13 protein-coding genes are annotated in these 19,624 nt (G+C 72.2%); 8 read left to right on the forward strand and 5 right to left on the reverse strand.

What is annotated here, in order from left to right; translation table 11 throughout:
* Positions 1-5: 5 nt before the first annotated feature.
* Together ACFPGP_RS21890 and ACFPGP_RS21895 are read right to left on the reverse strand one after the other, a co-directional pair.
* Entirely contained in the window at positions 6-1,244 is a 1,239-nt protein-coding gene (locus ACFPGP_RS21890) for an NAD(P)-binding domain-containing protein (RefSeq protein WP_378593409.1), read from the reverse strand.
* 98 nt (positions 1,245-1,342) lie between these two features.
* Positions 1,343-1,912 (reverse strand): OsmC family protein, encoded by a 570-nt coding sequence (locus ACFPGP_RS21895; protein WP_378593411.1) that lies wholly within the window; start codon positions 1,910-1,912, stop codon positions 1,343-1,345.
* A 508-nt stretch (positions 1,913-2,420) separates the two neighbouring features.
* Here ACFPGP_RS21895 and ACFPGP_RS21900 point away from each other — a divergent pair.
* Together ACFPGP_RS21900 and ACFPGP_RS21905 are read left to right on the forward strand one after the other, a co-directional pair.
* The gene (locus ACFPGP_RS21900) at positions 2,421-3,149 is read left to right on the forward strand and encodes a PIG-L deacetylase family protein (RefSeq protein WP_378593413.1); all 729 of its coding nucleotides are present in this window, start codon (positions 2,421-2,423) and stop codon (positions 3,147-3,149) included.
* 98 nt (positions 3,150-3,247) lie between these two features.
* On the forward strand, positions 3,248-6,430 hold the full coding sequence (locus tag ACFPGP_RS21905) for an ATP-binding protein (protein ID WP_378593415.1): 3,183 nt from the start codon (positions 3,248-3,250) through the stop codon (positions 6,428-6,430).
* Between the two features lie 713 nt (positions 6,431-7,143).
* On the opposite strand, the gene ACFPGP_RS21910 is transcribed toward ACFPGP_RS21905, so the two are convergent.
* Positions 7,144-8,556, reverse strand: coding sequence for a hypothetical protein (locus tag ACFPGP_RS21910; RefSeq protein ID WP_378593417.1), 1,413 nt, complete (start codon positions 8,554-8,556; stop codon positions 7,144-7,146).
* A gap of 263 nt (positions 8,557-8,819) precedes the next feature.
* Positions 8,820-9,392, reverse strand: a complete 573-nt coding sequence (locus ACFPGP_RS21915; RefSeq protein ID WP_378593419.1) for a calcium-binding protein — start codon at positions 9,390-9,392, stop codon at positions 8,820-8,822.
* A 1,425-nt stretch (positions 9,393-10,817) separates the two neighbouring features.
* On the opposite strand from ACFPGP_RS21915, the gene ACFPGP_RS21920 reads away from it, so the two are divergent.
* The 6 genes from ACFPGP_RS21920 (at position 10,818) to ACFPGP_RS21945 (ending at position 15,748) form a co-directional block, all read left to right on the forward strand.
* Positions 10,818-11,810, forward strand: a complete 993-nt coding sequence (locus ACFPGP_RS21920) for a TolB family protein (RefSeq protein ID WP_378593421.1) — start codon at positions 10,818-10,820, stop codon at positions 11,808-11,810.
* 76 nt (positions 11,811-11,886) lie between these two features.
* A complete protein-coding gene (locus ACFPGP_RS21925) occupies positions 11,887-12,408 on the forward strand; it encodes an RNA polymerase sigma factor (RefSeq protein WP_378593423.1) in 522 nt (173 codons plus the stop codon).
* Positions 12,409-12,749: 341 nt separating this feature from the next.
* Complete coding sequence (locus ACFPGP_RS21930) at positions 12,750-13,001, forward strand: hypothetical protein (protein ID WP_378593425.1); 252 nt, start codon at positions 12,750-12,752, stop codon at positions 12,999-13,001.
* 144 nt (positions 13,002-13,145) lie between these two features.
* A complete protein-coding gene (locus ACFPGP_RS21935; RefSeq protein ID WP_378593426.1) occupies positions 13,146-14,426 on the forward strand; it encodes an alpha/beta fold hydrolase in 1,281 nt (426 codons plus the stop codon).
* 15 nt (positions 14,427-14,441) lie between these two features.
* Entirely contained in the window at positions 14,442-14,984 is a 543-nt protein-coding gene (locus ACFPGP_RS21940) for a hypothetical protein (protein WP_378593428.1), read from the forward strand.
* Between the two features lie 353 nt (positions 14,985-15,337).
* Positions 15,338-15,748 (forward strand): hypothetical protein, encoded by a 411-nt coding sequence (locus tag ACFPGP_RS21945; RefSeq protein WP_378593429.1) that lies wholly within the window; start codon positions 15,338-15,340, stop codon positions 15,746-15,748.
* A gap of 995 nt (positions 15,749-16,743) precedes the next feature.
* On the opposite strand, the gene ACFPGP_RS21950 is transcribed toward ACFPGP_RS21945, so the two are convergent.
* Positions 16,744-19,443, reverse strand: coding sequence for a phosphoenolpyruvate carboxylase (locus ACFPGP_RS21950; protein WP_378593430.1), 2,700 nt, complete (start codon positions 19,441-19,443; stop codon positions 16,744-16,746).
* Positions 19,444-19,624 lie beyond the last annotated feature (181 nt).

The raw sequence follows: 19,624 nt of genomic DNA on the forward strand, positions 1-19,624 counted from the left end.
CTCCTTCAGGCGGCGCCGCTCGGGACGAGTCGGCGCGGGTGGGTGCGTGCGGTGACGACGTCGCTCACGACATCGACGACGTCGTGCCGGGCCCCGTCGATGAGGCTGGAGCCGCGTCGGTGCTGGAAGCGCTGCCCGACGGTGTAGAGGCCGGGTACGGCGGTACGTCCGCGGTGCTGCGTGATGCGGCCGTGTGAGACGACCGGTGGCTCGAGCCACGGCCAGGCCCCGTGGAAGCCGGTCGCCCACACCACGGTGCCGATGCGGCGCTCCCGCAGGCTGAGGTGGCCGGTGCCGGACGCGACTCGCACGGGCCTGACGTCCACGGCATCGGTGGGCCCGGTCCCCTGAGGTGGGAGGGCGTCGATCCTCGCGAGGACGCGGCACATCCGTCGTTCGGCGTCGGACACGTGGCTGCTGAGGTCGTCGGCGAAGTACGCGGTCGCGCCGGCGGCCCCGCGGAAGCGTCCGACGAGCTGCACGCCTGCCGCGTGCAGGACCTCCAGGTCCAGGTTGTCCGACCCGGCGACCAGCTGCAGGGAGGGCTCCGAGCGGGCAGCGCGGGCCGGCAGCTCGTCCACGGTGCGGTCGAACGATCCCAGCACGTCCAGCCAGCTCATGATGTCGCGGCCGCGGTAGCGACGGGGCAGTCGGCTGTGACGTCCCACCGCGAGCACGACGTCATGCCCCGCCGCTCTCAGCTCGGCAGCGATCTGGACGCCGGTCGATGACGCTCCGACGACCAGCACGCCGTCCGGGGCGACCGACTGCGGCCCCCGGTAGTGAAGCGGGTCGAGCTGGAGGATGTCTGCGGAGAGGTCGGTCGCGCCCCGGGGAACGACAGCCCGGTGGCAGTGGCCGGTGGCGACGACCACCCGGGCCGCACGCCACACGTCGAGGTCGGTGACGACCCGGAAGCCTTCCCGGGAGTCGACGGCGACCCGGTGCACGGCGCTGTGCACCACCGGCGCCGCGAAGGAGCCGGCATATGCGCCCAGGTAGGTGGCGAGCTCGCCCGCCGTCATGAAGCCGTCGGGGTCGGGCCCGCCGTACTCCCAGCCGGGAAGGCGTGACATCCAGTTCGGGGTGAGCAGACGCAGGCTGTCCCAGCGCTCGGAGAGCCAGCGTTCGCCGATCCGACCACGCTCGAGGACGACGTGCTCGACACCGGCGGCGGTGAGGGCGTGGCTGGTCGCGACCCCGGCGTGGCCGGCGCCGATGACGACGGTGTCGATGCTGTGCATCCCGTCCTCCTGGTGGGTTCTGGTGTGGATGGGCTGTGCTCCCGGTGGGGTCGCCGGCCGTCCCTCAGCGCGGGACGGCCGGCGTTCGGCCCGCGGTCCTAGGCGACGTCGACCGCGACGTCGACGGAGGTGCCGTTGCTGAGCACGTCGAAGACCGCCGAGCGGCGCGTGGACTGCTCGATGAGCTCGCGCAGCGTCTGCTCGTCCGCGTCCCCGCTGATCCGGAAGGACACCCGGATGCCGGTGTAGCCGTTCCGTTCGGCAGGCGCGGTGCCGAGGATTCCGTTGAGGTCGATGTCGCCCTCGACGGTGGACTCCACCTCGTGGAGGGTCACGCCACGCGCGGACGCGATGTTCCCGAGGCCGGCCGTCAGGCACGCGGCGATCGCGTGGAGGAGGAACTCCACAGGCGTCGGCGCGTTGCCCTGACCGGTCAGCACCTGCGGGTGGTCGGCGTCGTAGACGAACGGCGTGGTGCGCGTCGTGTCCTCCTGCATCGCACCGTAGAAGCCCTGGATGCTGCTGCGGCTGTGGGTGCCGCTGACCCAGCGGTTGTGGGCACGGAACTGGAACTGCGCCAGCTCGGGGTTGGCCTTCACCGCGTCGAGCGTGGCGAAGAGCGTCGGGACGTCGACCCCGTTGCGGGCGACGCGGACGGTGGTGTTCATGTGCTGCTCCTCTGGTGGGTGGCCGGCGGGTTGCCGAACCGGTGGGCACACCGTGGGGGGCGCGGCTTCCCCAGCCCTTCCCCCTGCGCTTCCCCCCGCGGCGGGCGGCGGGAAGCCGAGCGCGCGGCAACCTCGGAGTCGCCGCGCTCCGCCGCGCCCGGACGTGCGTCGGCCCCCCGTCGTCAGGGCGACGGAGGGCCGGTCCGCGTGGTCACGGCGCGGGCCACCGCTTCCGGGTAGCCGGTCGTTGCCTGCGTCGGCTGACGCGCGCGGCGTGTGCGAGTCGTGCCTCGCGGGCCTGGCGGTGCCGCTCGGCGATGACGGTCCTGGCCAGTACGGCGTGGGTCGCGTCCATCGTCTTCCTCTCCTCCGCCCACCGACCTTCGGTGGGTCCGGGCAGAGACCTTGACGCGTGCGGCTTCCGGTGGCCTTCCGGACGCTGCGGGGCTGGAGGAAGGAACTGGGAAGCAGCTGCCGGCAACCTCCGACCGGACGAGAGGAGACGGCGATGACCCTGGTTCACGGACCCGTGCTGGGGGTCTGGGCCCACCCTGACGACGAGGCGTACCTGTCCGCCGGCGTGATGGCCCTCGCGCGCGATGCGGGACACCGTGTCGTCGTGGCCACCGCGACGTGGGGCGAGCACGGCACCGACGACCCACGAGGGTGGCCGCCGCGCCGACTGGCCGCGCTCCGGGAACGCGAGCTGACGGCCAGCCTGGCCGCCGTCGGAGTCGAGGAGCACCGCCACCTCGGTCACGACGACGGCCGCTGCCGTCCCGAGGACCAGGCGGGTGTCGATGCGATCGCTGCGCTGCTCGACGAGGTCCAGCCGGCGCTGGTCCTCACCTTCGGCCCCGACGGGATGACAGGTCACAGCGACCACCAGGCGATCTCCGCCTGGACGACGCGGGCGTGGCACGCGACGGGCCGTCGGGCCGCGCTGTGGTACGCGACGCTGACCCCCGACTACTACCGCCGGTGGGGCGGCCTCAGCGACCGCGTCGGGCTGTGGATGGGGAAGGAGCGCCCGTGCACGCCGCCGGAGCGGCTGGCACTCTCGCTGCGCTGTGAAGGGGGCCTGCTCGAGCGCAAGCGTCAGGCGCTGGCCGCGCACGCCTCCCAGACCGCGGGGCTCCGCACCCTCGTGGGAGCAGCCGTGTACGACTCGTGGTGGAGCGAGGAGTTCTTCGTCACCGCGGACGCCGACGCACTCCGCGCAACGCCGGCGGCGTGACGGGGACCGGTGCGCCGGGTTCGCGGTCGCATCTGTGTGGACCGTCCATGACGGTCGCCCTAGACTTCCCGGCGCGGGCATCGCAGGAGGACCGGTCCATGAGTGTCGAGATCCGGCTGCTCGGGGGCTTCGAGGTCGTCGTCGACGGCAGCCCGGTCGCGCCCTCGGCCTGGCAGCGGCGCGCGGCGGCTGACCTGGTCAAGCTGCTCGTCCTCGCCGAGGGGCGCCGGTTGCTCCGCGACCGCGTCGTCGAGGCGTTGTGGCCGGACGTGGGCCCGGACGCGAACCCACGGCTGCACAAGGCGGCGCACTACGCTCGCCGCGCGATCGGGCACCCGGACGCCGTCGTGGTCCGCGGCGACGTCGTCACGCTGCTTCCCGACGAGGGAGCGCGCACCGACATCGCCGACTTCGAGGCCCTCGCGACGACCGCCCGTGATCGCGGCGACGTGGCGAGCGCCGAGCGTGCCCTGGCGGCGTACGGCGGTGACCTGCTGCCCGACGACCTCTACCAGGCCTGGACCGAGCACGAGCGCGAGCGACTCGCGGGCCTCCGTGTCGAGCTGCTGCGGCAGGCACGTCGCTGGCGCGACCTGCTCGCCGCCGATCCGGCCGACGAGGCCGCTCACCTGGAGGTGATGCGCGAGCACCTGGGCCGAGGGGACCGGATGGCCGCGTTGCGCCAGTTCGAACGGCTGGACCGCGTGCTGCGGCAAGAGCTCGGCGTCACGCCGGGTCCCGCGGCCATCGCGTTGCGCGACCGCGCGCTGGCGCTGACGTCGGCGACCGACGTCACACCCCTCGTCGACACCGACGACACCGATGACCTGGTCGGCCGTGGCCGCGAGAGCGCCGCCCTGGCCGACCTGCTCGATCGCGCCGCCCACGGCACGAGCTGCGCGGCACTGGTGTCGGGGCCACCCGGCTCCGGGAAGTCGGTGCTGCTGGAGCGCACGATCGACCTGGCGGCGGCGCGGGGCTGGCGTACCGGTCGAGGCAGCGCCTCGCGCATCGACGGAGCGTGGCCCTACGCCCCGGTGCTCGAAGCCGTCGCCGACCTGTGCCGGCAGCACCCCGCGCTGCTCGACGGCCTCGCCGATGAACACCGTGCCGAGATCGAACGCGCGTTGGTCGTGCGGGAGGTGGGCGACCCCGGCGGCGGAGGTCATCAACGACTGTTCGTGGCGAGCACCGAGCTCCTCAGGCTCGCGGCCGCCGGCGAGGGCGCACTGATCGTGGTCGACGACGCCCACGACTGCGACGAGGCGAGCCTGCGGCTGCTCCACCACATCGCCCGTTCCTGCGGAGGTACCCGTCTGGCCGTCCTCCTGGCCTACCGACCGAGCCAGGCGACAGCGGCTCTCAGCGACGTGCGCAGCAGCCTGATCGAGCGTCGCAACGCGGTCGAGATCTCCCTGTCCGCGCTCGACGAGGAGGAAGTGCGGGACCTCGTCGAACGCTACGTGCGTTCCCCGAGCGCCGAGCTCCTGTCCTCGATCGGTGTGCTGTCGCGCGGCCAACCGTTCGCCGTGGTGGAGCTCGCGAGGCGCGCCGCGGACGCGCCGGACGACCTGCGGCCCCTGATGACCGTGCTGATCGAGCAGCTGCCACGACCTGTCCGCGACGTCCTGACCCGCGTCGCAGTCGCCGGAACCGGCTTCGACACCGACGAGTTCGTGGCCCTCTCCGGGCTCGACGAGGCGACGGCCTACGACCGGCTCGACGAGGCGCTCGCCGCCCATGCGATCGTGCGGGACGCGGCCGGGTACCGCTTCCGGCACCCCCTGCTGCGTGAGGCGCTGCTCGAGCAGCTGCCGGCGCACCGGCGGCGACTGCTGCACCGGGACGCAGCGCGTCGCCTGGAGGACCTCGGCGCCTCACCGGCGAGAGTGGCCCACCACCTGGTAGCGGCGGGCGACTCGACCGGTGCGGCGCCGCACCTCCTGCGCGCCGCGAGGGCCGAAGCCGCCGTCGGCGCCTACCGTGACGCGCTGGCGCTCCTCGACGCCGCTGACCGGCCGCCGGCCGAGATCGCCGGCGAGCTGCACCTGCTCCGCGCCGACATCCTGACCCGCCTGGGGGACCCGCGCGCTGTCGAGTCGTACCGTCAGGCGCTGGCAACCACCAGTGGTCCGTTGCTCAAGCGGGCGCGCACCGGCCTGGCTCGGGCCGCGACCGCTGCCGGGGACCTCGACACCGCCGAGGCCGCCCTTGCCGGGCTGGATCCCGACGAGGGGCCCGGTGACGGGCCACTGCTACTGGCGCGCGCCAACCTCGCCTTCTTCCGAGGTGACCTCGAGACGGCGGCCGACACGGCCGCCCAGGCACGCGCGTTGCTGTCCCTGGCCCAGGACAGCTGGGAGGTGCTCGACCTGGTGGCTCTCCAGGGGCTCATCGCGCACCAGCGCGGCGAGTGGTACTCCCGTCTGGAGACCGAGCTCCGCTCCTCCGCGCACGACTCACGCGTGGTCGCGGCCGTGTTCGACGCCAACCTGTGCGTCTCGGAGTACCTGCTGTACGGACCCACGCCCTACCCCGAGGTGCTGCGCCTCGCCGAGGAGATCCGCAGCAGTGCCGAGCGCGCCGGCTCTCTCCGGGCAGTCGCGTTCGCACACGCACTGGCCGGCGAGGCCGCGCTGCTGTCCGGGGACCTCGACCGGGCCGAGCACGCCCTGCGCGAAGCACTGGACCTGCACGCCGAGGCCGGCGCCCGAGCCGGGCAGGCTCTGTGCCTGCAACGGCTGGCCGAGGTGCGCCTGGCCCGCGGCGACCGAGACGGGGCCCAGCACCTCCTGGACCGGGCTCTCCCGCTGGCGCGCTGGACCCCCGTGGCCATCCACCTCATCGACCGCATCCACGGCACCATGATCGCTGCAGCCCCCGACCCCGCCGCGGCGTGCGAGGTCGTCGACATGGCCAGCAACGCCACTGACGACCGGGACCAGTGCTGGTTCTGCTCGGTGACCTTCGCCGTCCCCGCAGCGATCGCGTGTGCCGATGCCGGCGACCTCGAGCACGCGCGGGAGCACCTCGCCAGCGCCGAGCGGTCGACGGCGTTGTGGCCGGGTACCGCCTGGCAGGCAGCGACCGTGGAGGCCAGGGCCCACCTCGAGGCGGCCGAGGGCGACCCCGCAGCCGCCCGGCGACTGCTCGACCAGGCGAGCCGGATGTTCGCCCAGATCGGCCACCCCCGAGACGCCGAGCGCTGCGCCCGACCACTCGCCCTCGGCAGCACACCAGCGGACGCCGAGTCCGCGCTCGCCTCGCCGTCGGCAACCTGACCCCTCGTCGACGCGGCTCACCCGGCTCGACTTCCCCGTGCGTTCCCCCAGCAGGGAAGGCGCGGGGAAGTTGGGTCGCCCATGGTGAGCCTGCTCTTTCCACCCCGAGGAGGAACCATGAAGCTACTTCAGGCCAGCTGCCCACGGTGCGGCCTCCACCACAGCGTGCCCACCTCCGCAGTGCTCCTGACCCTGTCCCCCACCGCTCGCCACGTCTGGTGGATCTGCCGGGGCTGTGAGGATCTCGTGCCGCTCGGCCTTCCCGAGGTCGCCGTCGCCCCGCTGGCCGCCGCAGGCTGCCACGTCATCACCGCGCCCGAGCATCCCGCACACCCGGAAGATCCGCCAGCCGGACCGCCGTTCGACGCCGACGACGTCCTGGCGCTGCACGAGCTGCTGCACGACGAGGAGGCGCTGTCCGCCGCGCTCTCCGCAGTCATGGACGCCGGGGAGGCGCCTACGGGCCCGCGCCCCGACCCGGCATCTGGGTCACCGGGACCACCGGTGTGCCGCAGGGAGGACTGCAACTGGCTCGCACCGACCGTTCGGTGTGCTACCTCGACTGGTAGCTCGCGCCGTGGACTTGTTCCCTCCGTCGATCGCCCGGCGCGAGCGCGACCGCCGCCCTGCACCCCCCTGCCGTCCCAGATCGGCCTCGCGGATCAGTGACGCAGTCGCTGCCCCCCGCGCATCGACCGGTGCTCCGGTTCTGCTCACCCAGTTCCGCTGGTGTGGCTGACGCGAACGGTGGGACGCTGGCCTGCCACGTGGGCGTACCAGGCGTTCGAGGAGGGTCCGATCGCGAGGGCGGGGAACACCACCGACCATCCTTCGGTGTTGTTGCCGCCGATCGCCGTGACTCGGCTCCAGCCACGCCTCGCGGTCCAGGCGCGGGCGTGGTAGCCGCCGAGGTAGCGGCTTCCTCCCCGCCCGTCGGACCACCAGGCGGAGACGACCGTCCCCTTCCCGGTCACCACGACCTGCTGCAGCCAGCTGTACTCCCATCCCTCGCTGAGCGAAACGGGGCGACTGAAGTCGCCACTGCGACCCACGGTCGCCTTGACGAACGGCCGGTACTTCGGCGTCGCGTGCAGGTCCGCCTCCCAGGCAAGTGCCGTCACCTCGCGGCCGCCGACAGCGAGGGTGAGCTCAGTCCGCTGGTCGACCTTGCGTGACACGTCCCGGACGCGGACCGGCTCGCCCCAGGTCATGCCGTCGCGCTCGCGGACATCCAGAGGACCCTCGTGCGGTTGCCGGTAGGCGACGACCAGGTCACCGTCGGGCCGCAACGCAGAGACCACGTCACGCATCCCGGCCGGTGCGACGGGGACCTGGTCGGTCCAGGTCCCGTCGGGGCGCTGGGTGCGGACCACCACCTGCGAGGGGCCGGTGTCGGCGACGAGCCGGTCGGGCCAGATGACGCTGGCCTGCGCCGCATTGCCGGGGACCACCTGCGGCCGGATGCCCGTCTCGTGCCCGGCTGTGTTCAGCTGGACGGGCTCGGACCAGGTCTGCCCAGCGCCGGAGGGCCGTTGGGAGGCCCACACCTGTCGCTCCCCGGCATCGTTGGCGTCCCACCACGCGGCGGTGAAGACACCGGTGCTGCTGACGCTCACGCTGATGGGGTGGTCTTGTGAGAACTCCTCGCCGATGACGCCGTCGCCGGCGTCGCACATGACGTTCCCGGCGTACCGTCTTTCCTCGTAGCTGAGGCAGACCTGCCCGTCTGGCGCCATCGCCGCGTGGACGTACAGGATCGAGTTCGAGCTCTCGGGGGTGTCGATGATGTCGCCCCAGCCGGTTCCCGGACGGTAGATGCGGGCCAGCAGGTTGGCGTCTCGCGGTGACCAAGTGACGACGACACCGGCGCCGGACCCGTCGATGGCGACGTTCTCGCTGACGTCTGTCGGCTCAGAGATCTTGACCGGATCGGTCCAGGTCTGCGTCCACGTGCCCAGCAGCCCCCTGCTGACGACGGCCGACCGCGGGGCAGCAAGACCGCTCGCGTGGGCCGTCGATGTCCGGTGTGCCACCGCAGCCGGGGTGACAGCGAGCGTCAGGGTGATCGCTGCGACGGCAAGGCCGGCGTTGGCCGAGCGACGTGGTCGACGCTGTTGAGCAGTCATGACGGCTCCCGGTGTGCGGCTCGAAATGACCCCTACCAGCAGAGCGTGCCGGTTTGAGCGACCGGTAGAGGCACAGGTCCTCTCGGGGTATCGGGACCGGAGATGGTTGGGCGCTCGCTGGATCTGCTCAATCGCCGACGAACTCGCACCCGATGAGGTGATCGCCCTCGCCCGGCTCCGGGCCGTTGTAGTACACGGAGTCCAGGCCGGGGCCGCAGTAGATCCAGTCCGCGCCAGGGTCGTGGCGAGACCACGACAACTCGTCACGTCCCTTTCCCAGCCGGTACACCTGACGGCCCTTGCCCCATCCCTGGACCTCGTCCGGGCCCCGGCCCGGTGTTGACGCGGTCGTTGCCGCCGCCTGCGGGGGTGAGGAAGTCGCTCCCTGCTCCGGCGAAGACGATGTCGGTGCCTGAGCCGGGCCGGATGTCGTCGCCTCCGGCGCCGCCGTGGATCTCGTCGTCTCCTCGCCGACCGGAAAGTCCGTCGGTGCCGGGGCCGCCCCACAGGTAGTCGTCACCGGAACCGCCGTAGAGGTCCTCGAAGCAGACGCGTCCGCGCGACCCGATGATGGTGTCGTCGCCTGGGCCGCCCTCAACCCACTCCGAGCCCGCGCCGGTGCGGATGACGTCGGCGCCACGTCGCCCGTAGAGCCAGTCGTTGCCCGCCAGACCGCGGATGGCGTCGGCGTGCGGGGTGCCGTGGATGACATCGTCACCCGGGGTGCCGGTCAGGTCTGCCGCCTTGGCAGGCGCAGCAGCGAGAGCAGCGAACGCGCACGCTGTCACCCCAACCACAAGCCGACCGCGCCTGACTGTGCTGGTCAGACGGCGCATGGCTCCTCCACGTTCAGTGCCACCCGATCGGAGGGCCGCACTGCGCCCAGTCGGAGCGTGACGTCCGCGTGCTCGGGTGCCTTCAGTTCACCGCGTCAGCGGTCCGGCGGCCAGGGGCCAACGTCACCGCCCACCCGGGCGACCTGCTGTCGTTCCTCAGACGGTTTGACTGCATTGACGCCGAGGTCCGGAAGCGTCGGGCCGTGGAGCAATGGAGTCGCGGGGTGCTCTGGAGGCTCGGTGGCAGAGCGGTGCCCCGTCGCGGCGAGGCACGCACGGAGACGCTGGCCGGTTCCTCAGGAAGACCGGCAGGGAGTAGTCAGGGCGACGGCCGCGGACCCGTGGCCACGACCGGGGCGGCGACGAAGTTCTGCCACATAAACGCCGGCTGCCCTCCGCTTCCGAGGACGAGCTGCGGGTCGCCGAAGGAGCCCACGTGCGCACCGGGCGCGACACTCACCAAGGCGCTCCACCCGCTGGCGCCGGTCCAGGTTCGCGTCCACAGTGCGGCGTCGTCATCGGTGCGCACAGCGCGAGCGCATGCGACCCGCACCCGGCCGGCGTCGTCCACAACGACCGGCGGGTGTCGGTCGACCTGTCCCTTGACCTGCGAGAGCATCCGCGGCCCGTGCCACTGCCCGCCGCCCCTCACCAGGCCGACGGCGCGGCAACGGAACCACCACGTGCAATCGCTCCACACAGCTGCGACGACACCGCCGCCCGTGGCGTCCGAGGATGGCTGAGGTGGTGGCCGCGCTCGCGCGGTCCGACTATCTCCTCGACCTGACCCCAGCTGCCGCTGGTCGCGGCTCGGAACAGGACACGCTCCGCGGCCTGGCGGCCTTGTCGCCACACCGCAACCACGGTGCCGTCGTCGGCCACCGCCAGGTCTGCGTCTCGCACAGGACGGCCCGTTACTGGAACCGGTGCGCTGCTTCGCGGGCGGGACAGGCCCAAGCGTTGCGTGAGTACACTTCCGCTGGGATCGGTCGAACAACACAGTGGTTATCCCGAGGGTTATCCCGACCGTACTTCCTACCCCCCGCCTCCGTGGGGGGTAGGAAGTCATGCCGAGACCTGCAATGACGGGGCAGTCCAGTTCAGTTCCGACCTCAGGCCGAGAACGGGCAGTGTCCAGTTCTGGAACGATTCCCTTCGGCATCAGGTCAAGGTCTCGTTTGAGCTGCCGGTCACCGAGCGGCCCGCTGCACTCCCCGGCGACTCTCTACCGACGGGACGGCAACCAGCGACATCCGGGACATGCCTGATGAGCGTGTCACCAGGTTGGGTCTTGCTCAGCCCGCGCTCGTCGTGACTCCTCAGTCGCCTGTAACCGTGGTGCCCCCTGGTGGGTGTCCTCCTCGTGACGGGCATCCGGCCCGGTCACCACAGAACCGGGCTCGGGCCAGACCAGAGGAGTAGACCGTGAGACCTCGTGCGAGCCTTGCCGTCGCGAGCACCGCCATCCTGTCGGTGATTGCAGGACCCGCCCTGGCCGTCGGCGTTGGTCCGGACGCGGTGGCGCCCAACCCGTTCGCCGGCAACCAGGATTGGGTGGCCTACCAGACGTTTCGGGACGGCCGTGAGGGCGTGTACCTGGTGCACCCGGACGGTTCCGGTGACCATGAGGTGGACTTCGGTCTCGAGGAGGGCTACGCCCTGCTGCCGGACTGGTCGCCCGACGGGACCCGCCTCGCTGTCACCACCCGCAACCGGTTCCCCGAGACGCTCATCGAGCACGACCTGACCACGGGTGAGAGCCGCGAGCTGTTCGGATGCGACTGGCCGTGTGTCGGCGACGACGAGCCGGCCTACTCCCCGGACGGCCGCAGCGTGGCGTTCATCCGCTACTTCGGCCCCTTTGACGACAACGGTCCCGCGGACTGCTCGCTGTGGGTGGGCGAGGTGGCCACGGGGGCTGTGCGCCGGGTGAGTGACAACGAGGGCTGCGACCGTGAGTACTTCCCGCGCTGGTCACCGGACGGTAGCCACCTGACCTACCACCGGGAACGGCCGGCGGCGAACGGGTGGTGGACGTCCGCGGTCTTCACGGTCCGAGCGGATGGCACCGACGAGCGCCGCCTGACCGACTTCGCCCTGGTGGGCGGCACTCCGGACTGGTCCCCCGACGGCCGCTGGATCGTCTTCTCCACGCACCCGCTCGGGACGTCGCCCGACCGCAACTCGGAGCTGTTCCGCATCCGACCCGACGGCACCGGCCTGCAGCAGCTGACCCACTTCCGCAGCGTGCGAGCGGTGCAGCCGCGCTACACACCCGACGGACGATGGATCGTCTTCACCGCGGACCGGCCGCGGCACCGCAGCCTGTGGGCCCTGCCGGCGGCCGGTGGTACCCCAGTGGTGCTGGCCCGTCACGAACGGATCTACACGCACGGCACCTGGCAGCCGGGCAGCTGACCGCTGGCGGTAGTCGCCGACAGGTCCGCAGTGGGAACATGACGGACGTCTCGGGTTGTCACCACCGGAGCCACTGATGGGTGTTCACGACACGGGCCAGCCCCACGCGCCGGACGACGACGAGTCGTTCGCCTGGTTCTTCACGGCCGAGTACCCCCAGGTGGTCAGGCTCCTCGGCGTGGTCGTGCGGGACCGGGGCACCGCTGAGGAGCTGGCCCAGGAGGCGTTCGTCCGCCTCCATCGCCACTGGTCGAAGGTGCGCCGGTTCGACAGCCCCGAGGCGTGGGTGAGACGCGTCGCGCTCAACCGGGCGTTCTCGTGGCGCAGGCGCGAAGCCCGCCGCCGCGGCCTGGAGCTCGCCGCAGCCGGTCCCCCCATACCTTCGGCGAACTGCACCGACGACCAGCTCGACGTGCTCCGCGCGGTCCGGTCCCTCCCACCTCGCGACCGGGCGCTCGTGGCGCTCTACCACCTCGAGGACCGACCGCTGGACGAGGTCGCGACGGTGCTCGGCATCACCCCTGGCGCCGCGAAGGTCGCCCTGCACCGTGCCCGCCGCCGCTTGGCTGCCCACCTTTCCCAGGAGATGACCTCGTGACCGACGACGACGACACCCACCTCGACGCCCGGGTGCGGCGCGCGCTCACCGCGCTGCCGGCGCCCGACGATGTCGACACGCGCACCGCGCTCCTCAGCGTCCTCGAACGTTCCTCGGGAACGGGACCCGACCGGCCGTCCGCACCTCGTCGGTGGGGTGCGCCGCTAGCCGCGGCGGCTGCCGTCGGCGTGGTCGCAGCCACCGTCACACTGAGTGCGCTCATCACCCCAGGACCCGACCAAACGCCGCCGCTCGAGCCTCCGGCCCCGGACACTGTCACGGGGACGTGGCAACGACGTGTCCCCGACTCCGTGGCGGGACCGATCACGGGCAGGTGGACGATGACCCTCACCCCGGACGGCGTACTGGCGCTGATCGGGCCGGCAGGCGCGCCGTCGGCCGAAGGGGCGTCGTACTCGACCGACCACCGCCAGGTGCGCGTCGACGCCTTCGTCAACAACGTCTGCGGCGAGCTGCCCGCCGGCACCTACGAGTGGAGGGTCGCCACTGGCGGCCTGACCCTGTCGCTGGTCGACGACCCCTGCCCCGCACGTGCCGACCTGCTCGCCGGCACCTGGAGTGCCGTCCCGTAACCGCGGGACCGGGCGAAGGGTGTGGTCGGTGTGAGGAGTACCAGGCGCATCGGTGTCCGGGCCGTGGCGGTGTCCGTTGCGGTGGCCGGGGCCGCGACCCTCGGCAGCTGCACCGCCTCATCCCCGGACCGTGCCCGGGGTCCCGTGTTCGTTGAACGGGCGTGCCCCGACGACGTCGAGGTCCTCGTCGTTCCCGCCCACCGGTGCGGGGTCGTCGTCCCCGAACCCGGTGAACCGGAGGAGATCTTCGTCGTCGTCGTCGAACCGCCCGTTCCAAGCGATGCGGCCCCCGTGCTCGAGACCGGCGTCGACCTCGGCATGACTCCGGCCTACGGCGGACTGGCGCCCATCGCCCAGCGCACCGGCCGCCGCGTCGTCATCGTCGACCTCCCCGGCACCGGCCACTCCCAGCCCTCCCTCGACTGTCCCGAGGTCGAGTCCCTCGGCGACGCCACCGCATCCGACGACCCGGCCCGACTGACTGATGCGGTCGCCGCGTGCCGCGCGCGCCTACAGCGGGAAGGGGTCGATGTCGCTGGCCTCATCCCGGCCCGGCTCGGCGAGGCCTTGGCCGCCGTCATGACCGCACTGGACGAGCCGCGGTGGGTGGTGATGGGGCACGGCACCACCGCCGAGGCCGGGCGCCAGCTCGCACTGACCCACCCCGAGCGGGTGGAGGCCCTCGTCGTCGACTCCCTGGTCGCCGACCCCGGCATCGATCTGGACCCCCTCGTGATCGCGGTGTCTGATCTGTGCCGCGCCGAGCCCGGGTGCCGGCGGCGGTACGGCGACCCCGAGCAGGACTGGAGACGCGCCCGTCGCGACCTGGACCGCCGTCCCCTGTCCGTGGACATCCCGCACGGGACAGTCCGCATCGACGGCGCCACCCTCGAACGCGGCGTGCGCTGGCTCACCGGACCGGTCGAGGGTCCAGCCGCCCTGCCCGCCTTCCTCGAGGAGGCGGCGACCCGACGGCCGGGACCGCACCTGCAGCTGCTGGCGGCCACCCTCAGCGTCGCACCCCCGTTGTGCGTGGGCTACGTGCCCAAGTGCGAGACCGACGAACGTCTCGTCATCGGGGCCACCCTGTCGGCCCAGTGCCCTACCGCCGCCCAGCTGCCCGGCTGGCAGGGGGTCTGCCGGGCCTGGGGCATCACCACCGACCAGGCCGACCCGACGCACCTGACCGGCGTCCCCGTCCTGGCGCTCTCCGGGCGCCTCGACCCGTTCGCCCCTCCCGAGCTGATCGACAGCCACCTCCAGCGCCTGGCACCCGACGCCCACCACGTCGAGCTCGCCGCCGGTGGACACAACGTCCTCGGCGTCGAGTGCACACGCACCGTCCGCAACACCTGGCTCGCGGGCGACCTCGACCAGCCCCCGTCGCCCGAACCGTGCCTGCAGGACCCACCCACCTTCGACTGAGGAAGGAACCGACCCATGCGGACCCTCATCGCCCTGACCATGCTCGCGTCGACGGTCGCCGGCTGCTCCACCGGTGGCGCGCCCGACGCAGGACGCCGGGAGCCTGCCACACCGGCAGGAAGCACCGCGGCGGAAGCTCCGGTCAGCCCACTGGAGGGCACCTGGACCACCGACCTCAAGGCGTCTGCCGTCCGGGCCTACATCCGTGAGGCCGGCTGGGGACGAGCGGCCGAGAAGGCACTGCTGGACCCCGAGATGGCCGGCCCACGCGAGACGGAGTTCCGGATCGACTTCGTCGGCGACCAGTTCCGCATGGCCCAGGCCACCACCGACGAGCAGTGGCAGTCCGGCGTGTTCACCCTCGAGGACGGCACTCTCACCATCGACGACGAAGCACCCGTCGGCGTGAACACCTTCCGGGTCGACCTCAACGGGGACACCGTCAACTTCGACCAGCCCGGTCCGAACGGCGACGGGTTCGAGTTCATGCCCGGCGTGCCCGGCTGGGCCCCGGCAGCCGTGCTCTGGTGCAGCACCACCTGGCAGCGCACCTCATGAAGCGCACACCTGAGCAAGACACCCGTCGCCCGAGGCTTGCACCGCGCGGACGTCACCGTCCATTGATCGTGCGAACGAACTGCGGCTGCCGGCCCGGCATCGCTCAGCAGGTCCTCGACCGGCACCTCCTCGATGCCGCACCTCGCTCGGAACCATCCGACCATGTCGCCGATGTGCCGATGTGCCGATGTGCAGCGAAGGGCACGGCTCCCGGTGACATCCGGCCCTACCTGAGATCCCTCACAAGAGCGATGGTGGAGGAGGGTCGTGGAGACTCTGAATCGGGCAATCGAGCGAAACGGATTCCGCCCCACCCCCGTGCCCCTCACTCACTCGTCCTTGGAGGGATCCACATGTTCATGGATACGCGCAAGGTCACGGGAGCGCTGCTCGCAGCAGGCCTTGGTGGCGCCCTCCTCGTACCGTTCGCAGCTCCCGCACAGGCGGTCGAGGTCGACCTGGAGGCGCGGATGCAGTCGACGTCCGCCTTCCCTCATGCACACGGACATGCGGAGTACGAGAGCGACGCCAGCGGCCGTGAGTTCGAGATCTCCATCGCCGGTGTCCCGGGTCTGTCTGGTGACCGCCTGACCGTGCGGGTGCAAGGCGACCTCGTCGGCCGGGTGACCGTGAACTCGTCCGGGCGGGCCCATCTGGACAAGCACTCCGGGGTACCGCGCATGGCTGCCGACGACGTGGTGCGCGTGCGCACGGCCGCAGAACGACTCGTTGCGCACGGCACGCTGCACCCGGACCACAACTGACCCGGTGGCGTCGGGCGACCGGCACCCGGTCAGCCGCGGACGGCGTGCGCGTTGCGGCCTTGAGGAACGCGCCCGAGGCACGGCCGCCAGACCGCCATGCCCCGACAGGTCAAGCTGCGGGGGTGTCCATCGGGCGTCCCACGCAGGATGCTGACGGGCATGAGAGGTCTGACCATCGTGACCGCGGACGTGAACCAGGGAGGGGCAGCGCAGCTCGTCGCCGCGTACGAGTCGCTGCTGGCTGACGGCCTCCGGACGGCCTGCTGGCGACGCAGCTGCTCGGCGACGGAAAGGGGCACTGGGCGATTCATTCCCTGTGGCGAGATCGCGCAGCGCTCGAAGCCATCAGGGCCGCGCCGGAACCTCCGGCAGCGCCCGCCCTGTTCCGCCGGTTCTCAGCCGAGCCAGCACTGACCATCATGAGTGTGCTCGTCGACAGTCGCACGTAGGCGGGGCCGAGACCTCACGTCGGCCGCAGGACGAGACCGCGTCTCGTTCGCGCGCGCCACGCGGCCGCTTGAGCACCCAGGCCTCACAACGTGAATGGGACCGGCCCGCCCAGGGGTCTGAGAGTGCGCTGGCGGGGCGCCCGTTCCGTTGGGCAGTACTCATTCGGTGGAAGGTGCCCGCGATGGCGATGGCGATGGCGATGACGGTGACGCTGATGGCGAGTGGACGCCGTCCCCGAGTTGCCCCGTCCTGACAACATCCCGGGGACGACGCAGGGCGGCGGCACCCTTCCCTGTGCCCGCCAAGCGGATGACATCAGCAGTCCGCCTGGGCTCGGCGGTCATCCGGTCGCGTCGGCGCGTGCGGTTCGACGGTGGTCGCACAGCCGACGTGCGGGCATGACCCGGGTGAGCAGAGAGAGCGTTGGGGAGCATCCCGTCCGTACGAAGCGCGCGTTTGGGATGGTCAGTCAACGCAACCAACGACCTCTTCTGTAGGCCGGGCGCTCCGCCCCGCCGGGCACGTTGCCTGCGTCGACGGCCAGGTCACCCGGTGTTCTGCAGTCCGGCCGCGGCGCCGTTGACCGTGAGGAGCAGCACCGTGCCCCAGGAACTGCGTCCGGCGTCGTCGAGGGCATCCGGTCCGGTGTGCCGCAGGCTCTGCAGCGCCCGCAGCTGGAGGTGGCTGAGCGCGTCGATGTGGGGTCCGCGGAGCCGGACGGCGGTATCGAGGTGGGGCTTGCGCTCGAGTAGCCGGGACTGGCTGAGGGTCCGCAGCACCATCTGCTCGGTCAGCTCCATCTCGGCGAGGATGTGGTCGGTCAGTTCGGGCCGACCACCGAGCGCCAGGAATTCCCGGGCGAGGTGCCGGTTCGCCTTGGCCAGGCTCATCTCGGCGACGTCGAGCAGCGCTCCGAAGAGGGGCCACCGCCGGTAGGCGTCGCTCAGGGCGTCCACGTCGCGGACCGCCGCGAGTCCGGAGCCCAGGCCGTACCAGCCGGGCAGGTTGACGCGCGTCATCGACCAGGCGAAGACCCAGGGGATGGCCCGGAGGTCGTCGAGGCTCCGGCCTGTGGCGGCTCCGCTGCGCCGGGCGGGCCGGGAGCCGAGCCGCAGCTCCCCGAGCTCGTCCAGCGGGCTGGCTGCGGCGAGCAGGTCGGCCACCCCGGGCCGGTCCAGCAGCGCGCGGTACGCCGCCCGGCTGGCCTGCTCGACGGTGGCTGCGAGCTCGGCGAACTCGGCGGCAGCGGCATCGCGCTGCCGGGCTGGCCCGGACTGGTCGGCGAGCAGCACGGCCGACGTCACCCGCTCCAGGTGTCGCTGCGCGAGGGTCACGTCGGCGTACCGGGCGAAGATCACCTCACCCTGCTCGGTCACCTTGAACCGCCCGTCGACGGACCCCGTCGGCTGGGCGCTGATGGCGCGGTGCAGCGGGCCGCCGCCGCGTCCCAGCGACCCGCCCCGCCCGTGGAAGAGGGTGAGCTGGATCTTGTGCCGGCGACCCCACTCGACCAGGTCGCGCTGGGCGTCGTAGAGGGTGAGTGTGGCGGAGGCGGGCCCGATGTCCTTGGCCGAGTCGGAGTAGCCGAGCATGATCTCGGCGGCGCGCCCCGTGGTGTCGAGCCAGGCGCGGGTGCTCGGAAGGTCGACCCACGCGTCGAGCGTGTCGATGGCGCCGCGCAGGTCGGCGCCGGTCTCGAAGAGCGGAACCACGTCGAGCCGTAGCGGCCGGTCCTCGACCGCCAGCCGCGCGAGGGCCCGGACCGCGGCCAGGTGCGCAGCGGACTGGCAGAAGCTGATGACGTAGCGCCCGCAACAGCGTGGCCCCCAACGGTGCTGGAGCCAGGCCATCACCCGCAGCGTGTCGAGCACTTCCTGGGTGCGCTCGGAGAGCTCGGTGGTGGCCGCGCCGGCCGGCCACCCCCCGGTGGCCAGCCGGTCGAGCAGGGCGGCGTCGCGGGCCGCGGCCACGGGGTCGGTGACCGGTGAGCCGTCGATCCCCTCGACCCGGGCCAGCACCTCGACCAGAGCGGCCTCGTGCACCGCGCTGTGCTGGCGTACCTCGACCTCGGCCAGGTGGAAGCCGAACGTCTCCAGGACCCAGATGAGGTGCTGCAGACCGCCGTGCGCCGTGCGGGTGTCCCCGGCCGCCACGAGGCTGCCCTGCACCAGTCGCAGGTCGCCGAGCATCTCCTCGGGGTCGCGGTAGGCCAGCCCGACCTGCTGGTCGCGGGTGGCGGCGACGCGAACCCCGACAGCAAGCAGCTTCTGACGGTGCGGTTCGAACGGCGAGTCCTTGACGATCTCGGCCATCGCCTCGGGCATCGCGACCGCGTCGTTGGCCAGAGCAGTGACCAGCGCCGACGAGGGAGGCGTGGAGGTGGCGTCCATGGTCAGGGTGCGGGCGACGCGCTCGACCTGCTCGGTCAGGATGGCCAGGGCCTGCTCCGCGTGCCTGGCCAACGTCTGCCGGGTGACCTCGGCGGTGACGAACGGGTTGCCGTCACGGTCACCACCCACCCAGCTCCCGAACCGCACGAACGCCGGCACCGCCCGCGCCGCGTCATCACCCTGCGCGAGGGCCGACTCGACCTCTCGGTAGAGCCGCGGGACGGCGCGCACGAGCGCGTTGTCGAAGACGCTCAGGGCCGTCTGCACCTCGTCGGCCGGCGTTGGACGTGTGCTCCTCAGTGTGGAGGTGCGCTGGAGGATGTTGATGTCCTCGAGCAACCGGCGGCGGGCCAGGGTCCGCTCGCTCGGCCCGTTCGCCGGGTCGTCGAGCCGGTCGAGCTGCTCGGCGATCCGGCGCAGCGCGGACGACACCGCTCGACGCCGGGCCTCAGTAGGGTGGGCGGTGAGCACGGGGTGGATCCGAAGCCGATCCAGGTGGGCGGCCGCATGCTCGCCCAGCGCCTCCACAGCCGGCCGGAGGTCCCCGGCGTCCGGGCCCGTGAAGTCCACGTCCCCGGCCCTCAACGACCGGGACCGGTGCCGCTCATCGGCGAGATTGGTCAGGTGCAGGTAGACGGTCACGGCCCGTGTGAGCAGGGCGGCCGTCTCGGCGTCCAGGCCGCCGACGATCGCCGCGGCGGCATCGCCCTGCCCGGTCCTCGCCGGGGGACGGCAGGACTCGACGAGCCGGTCCATCACCTCGACCAGTTCCCCGTGACCCGACTCGCGCAGCACCTGCGCGTGCAGCCCCGCCAAGACCTCGAGGTCGGACTGGGTGGAAGGCGGTGTCGACATGATCCCGACCCTACTGAGCCGCCAGCCGCCCTGACCGGACTCAGCATTCGGCCGGCCGGGCGGCATCATGGGCCACACTGGGGTCGTGACGATGCGACCGCTCGCAGCGATTCTGTGCGCGGGCCTGTTGACGGCCTGCGCCGGAGACCCGGCGGTGCCCGCGGCTGAGGAGAGCACCCCG

Source organism: Nocardioides taihuensis, from assembly GCF_042657275.1.
Lineage (GTDB): Bacteria > Actinomycetota > Actinomycetes > Propionibacteriales > Nocardioidaceae > Nocardioides > Nocardioides taihuensis.

Bases quoted from the DNA above. Each gene is read 5' to 3' on its own strand.
- ACFPGP_RS21925 (WP_378593423.1), top strand. From the start codon at position 11,887: ATGGGTGTTCACGACACGGGCCAGCCCCACGCGCCGGACGACGACGAG.
- ACFPGP_RS21900 (WP_378593413.1), top strand. From the start codon at position 2,421: ATGACCCTGGTTCACGGACCCGTGCTGGGGGTCTGGGCCCACCCTGAC.
- ACFPGP_RS21945 (WP_378593429.1), top strand. From the start codon at position 15,338: ATGTTCATGGATACGCGCAAGGTCACGGGAGCGCTGCTCGCAGCAGGC.
- ACFPGP_RS21895 (WP_378593411.1), bottom strand. From the start codon at position 1,912: ATGAACACCACCGTCCGCGTCGCCCGCAACGGGGTCGACGTCCCGACG.
- ACFPGP_RS21915 (WP_378593419.1), bottom strand. From the start codon at position 9,392: ATGCGCCGTCTGACCAGCACAGTCAGGCGCGGTCGGCTTGTGGTTGGG.
- ACFPGP_RS21890 (WP_378593409.1), bottom strand. From the start codon at position 1,244: ATGCACAGCATCGACACCGTCGTCATCGGCGCCGGCCACGCCGGGGTC.
- ACFPGP_RS21905 (WP_378593415.1), top strand. From the start codon at position 3,248: ATGAGTGTCGAGATCCGGCTGCTCGGGGGCTTCGAGGTCGTCGTCGAC.
- ACFPGP_RS21930 (WP_378593425.1), top strand. From the start codon at position 12,750: ATGACCCTCACCCCGGACGGCGTACTGGCGCTGATCGGGCCGGCAGGC.
- ACFPGP_RS21940 (WP_378593428.1), top strand. From the start codon at position 14,442: ATGCGGACCCTCATCGCCCTGACCATGCTCGCGTCGACGGTCGCCGGC.
- ACFPGP_RS21910 (WP_378593417.1), bottom strand. From the start codon at position 8,556: ATGACTGCTCAACAGCGTCGACCACGTCGCTCGGCCAACGCCGGCCTT.
- ACFPGP_RS21950 (WP_378593430.1), bottom strand. From the start codon at position 19,443: ATGTCGACACCGCCTTCCACCCAGTCCGACCTCGAGGTCTTGGCGGGG.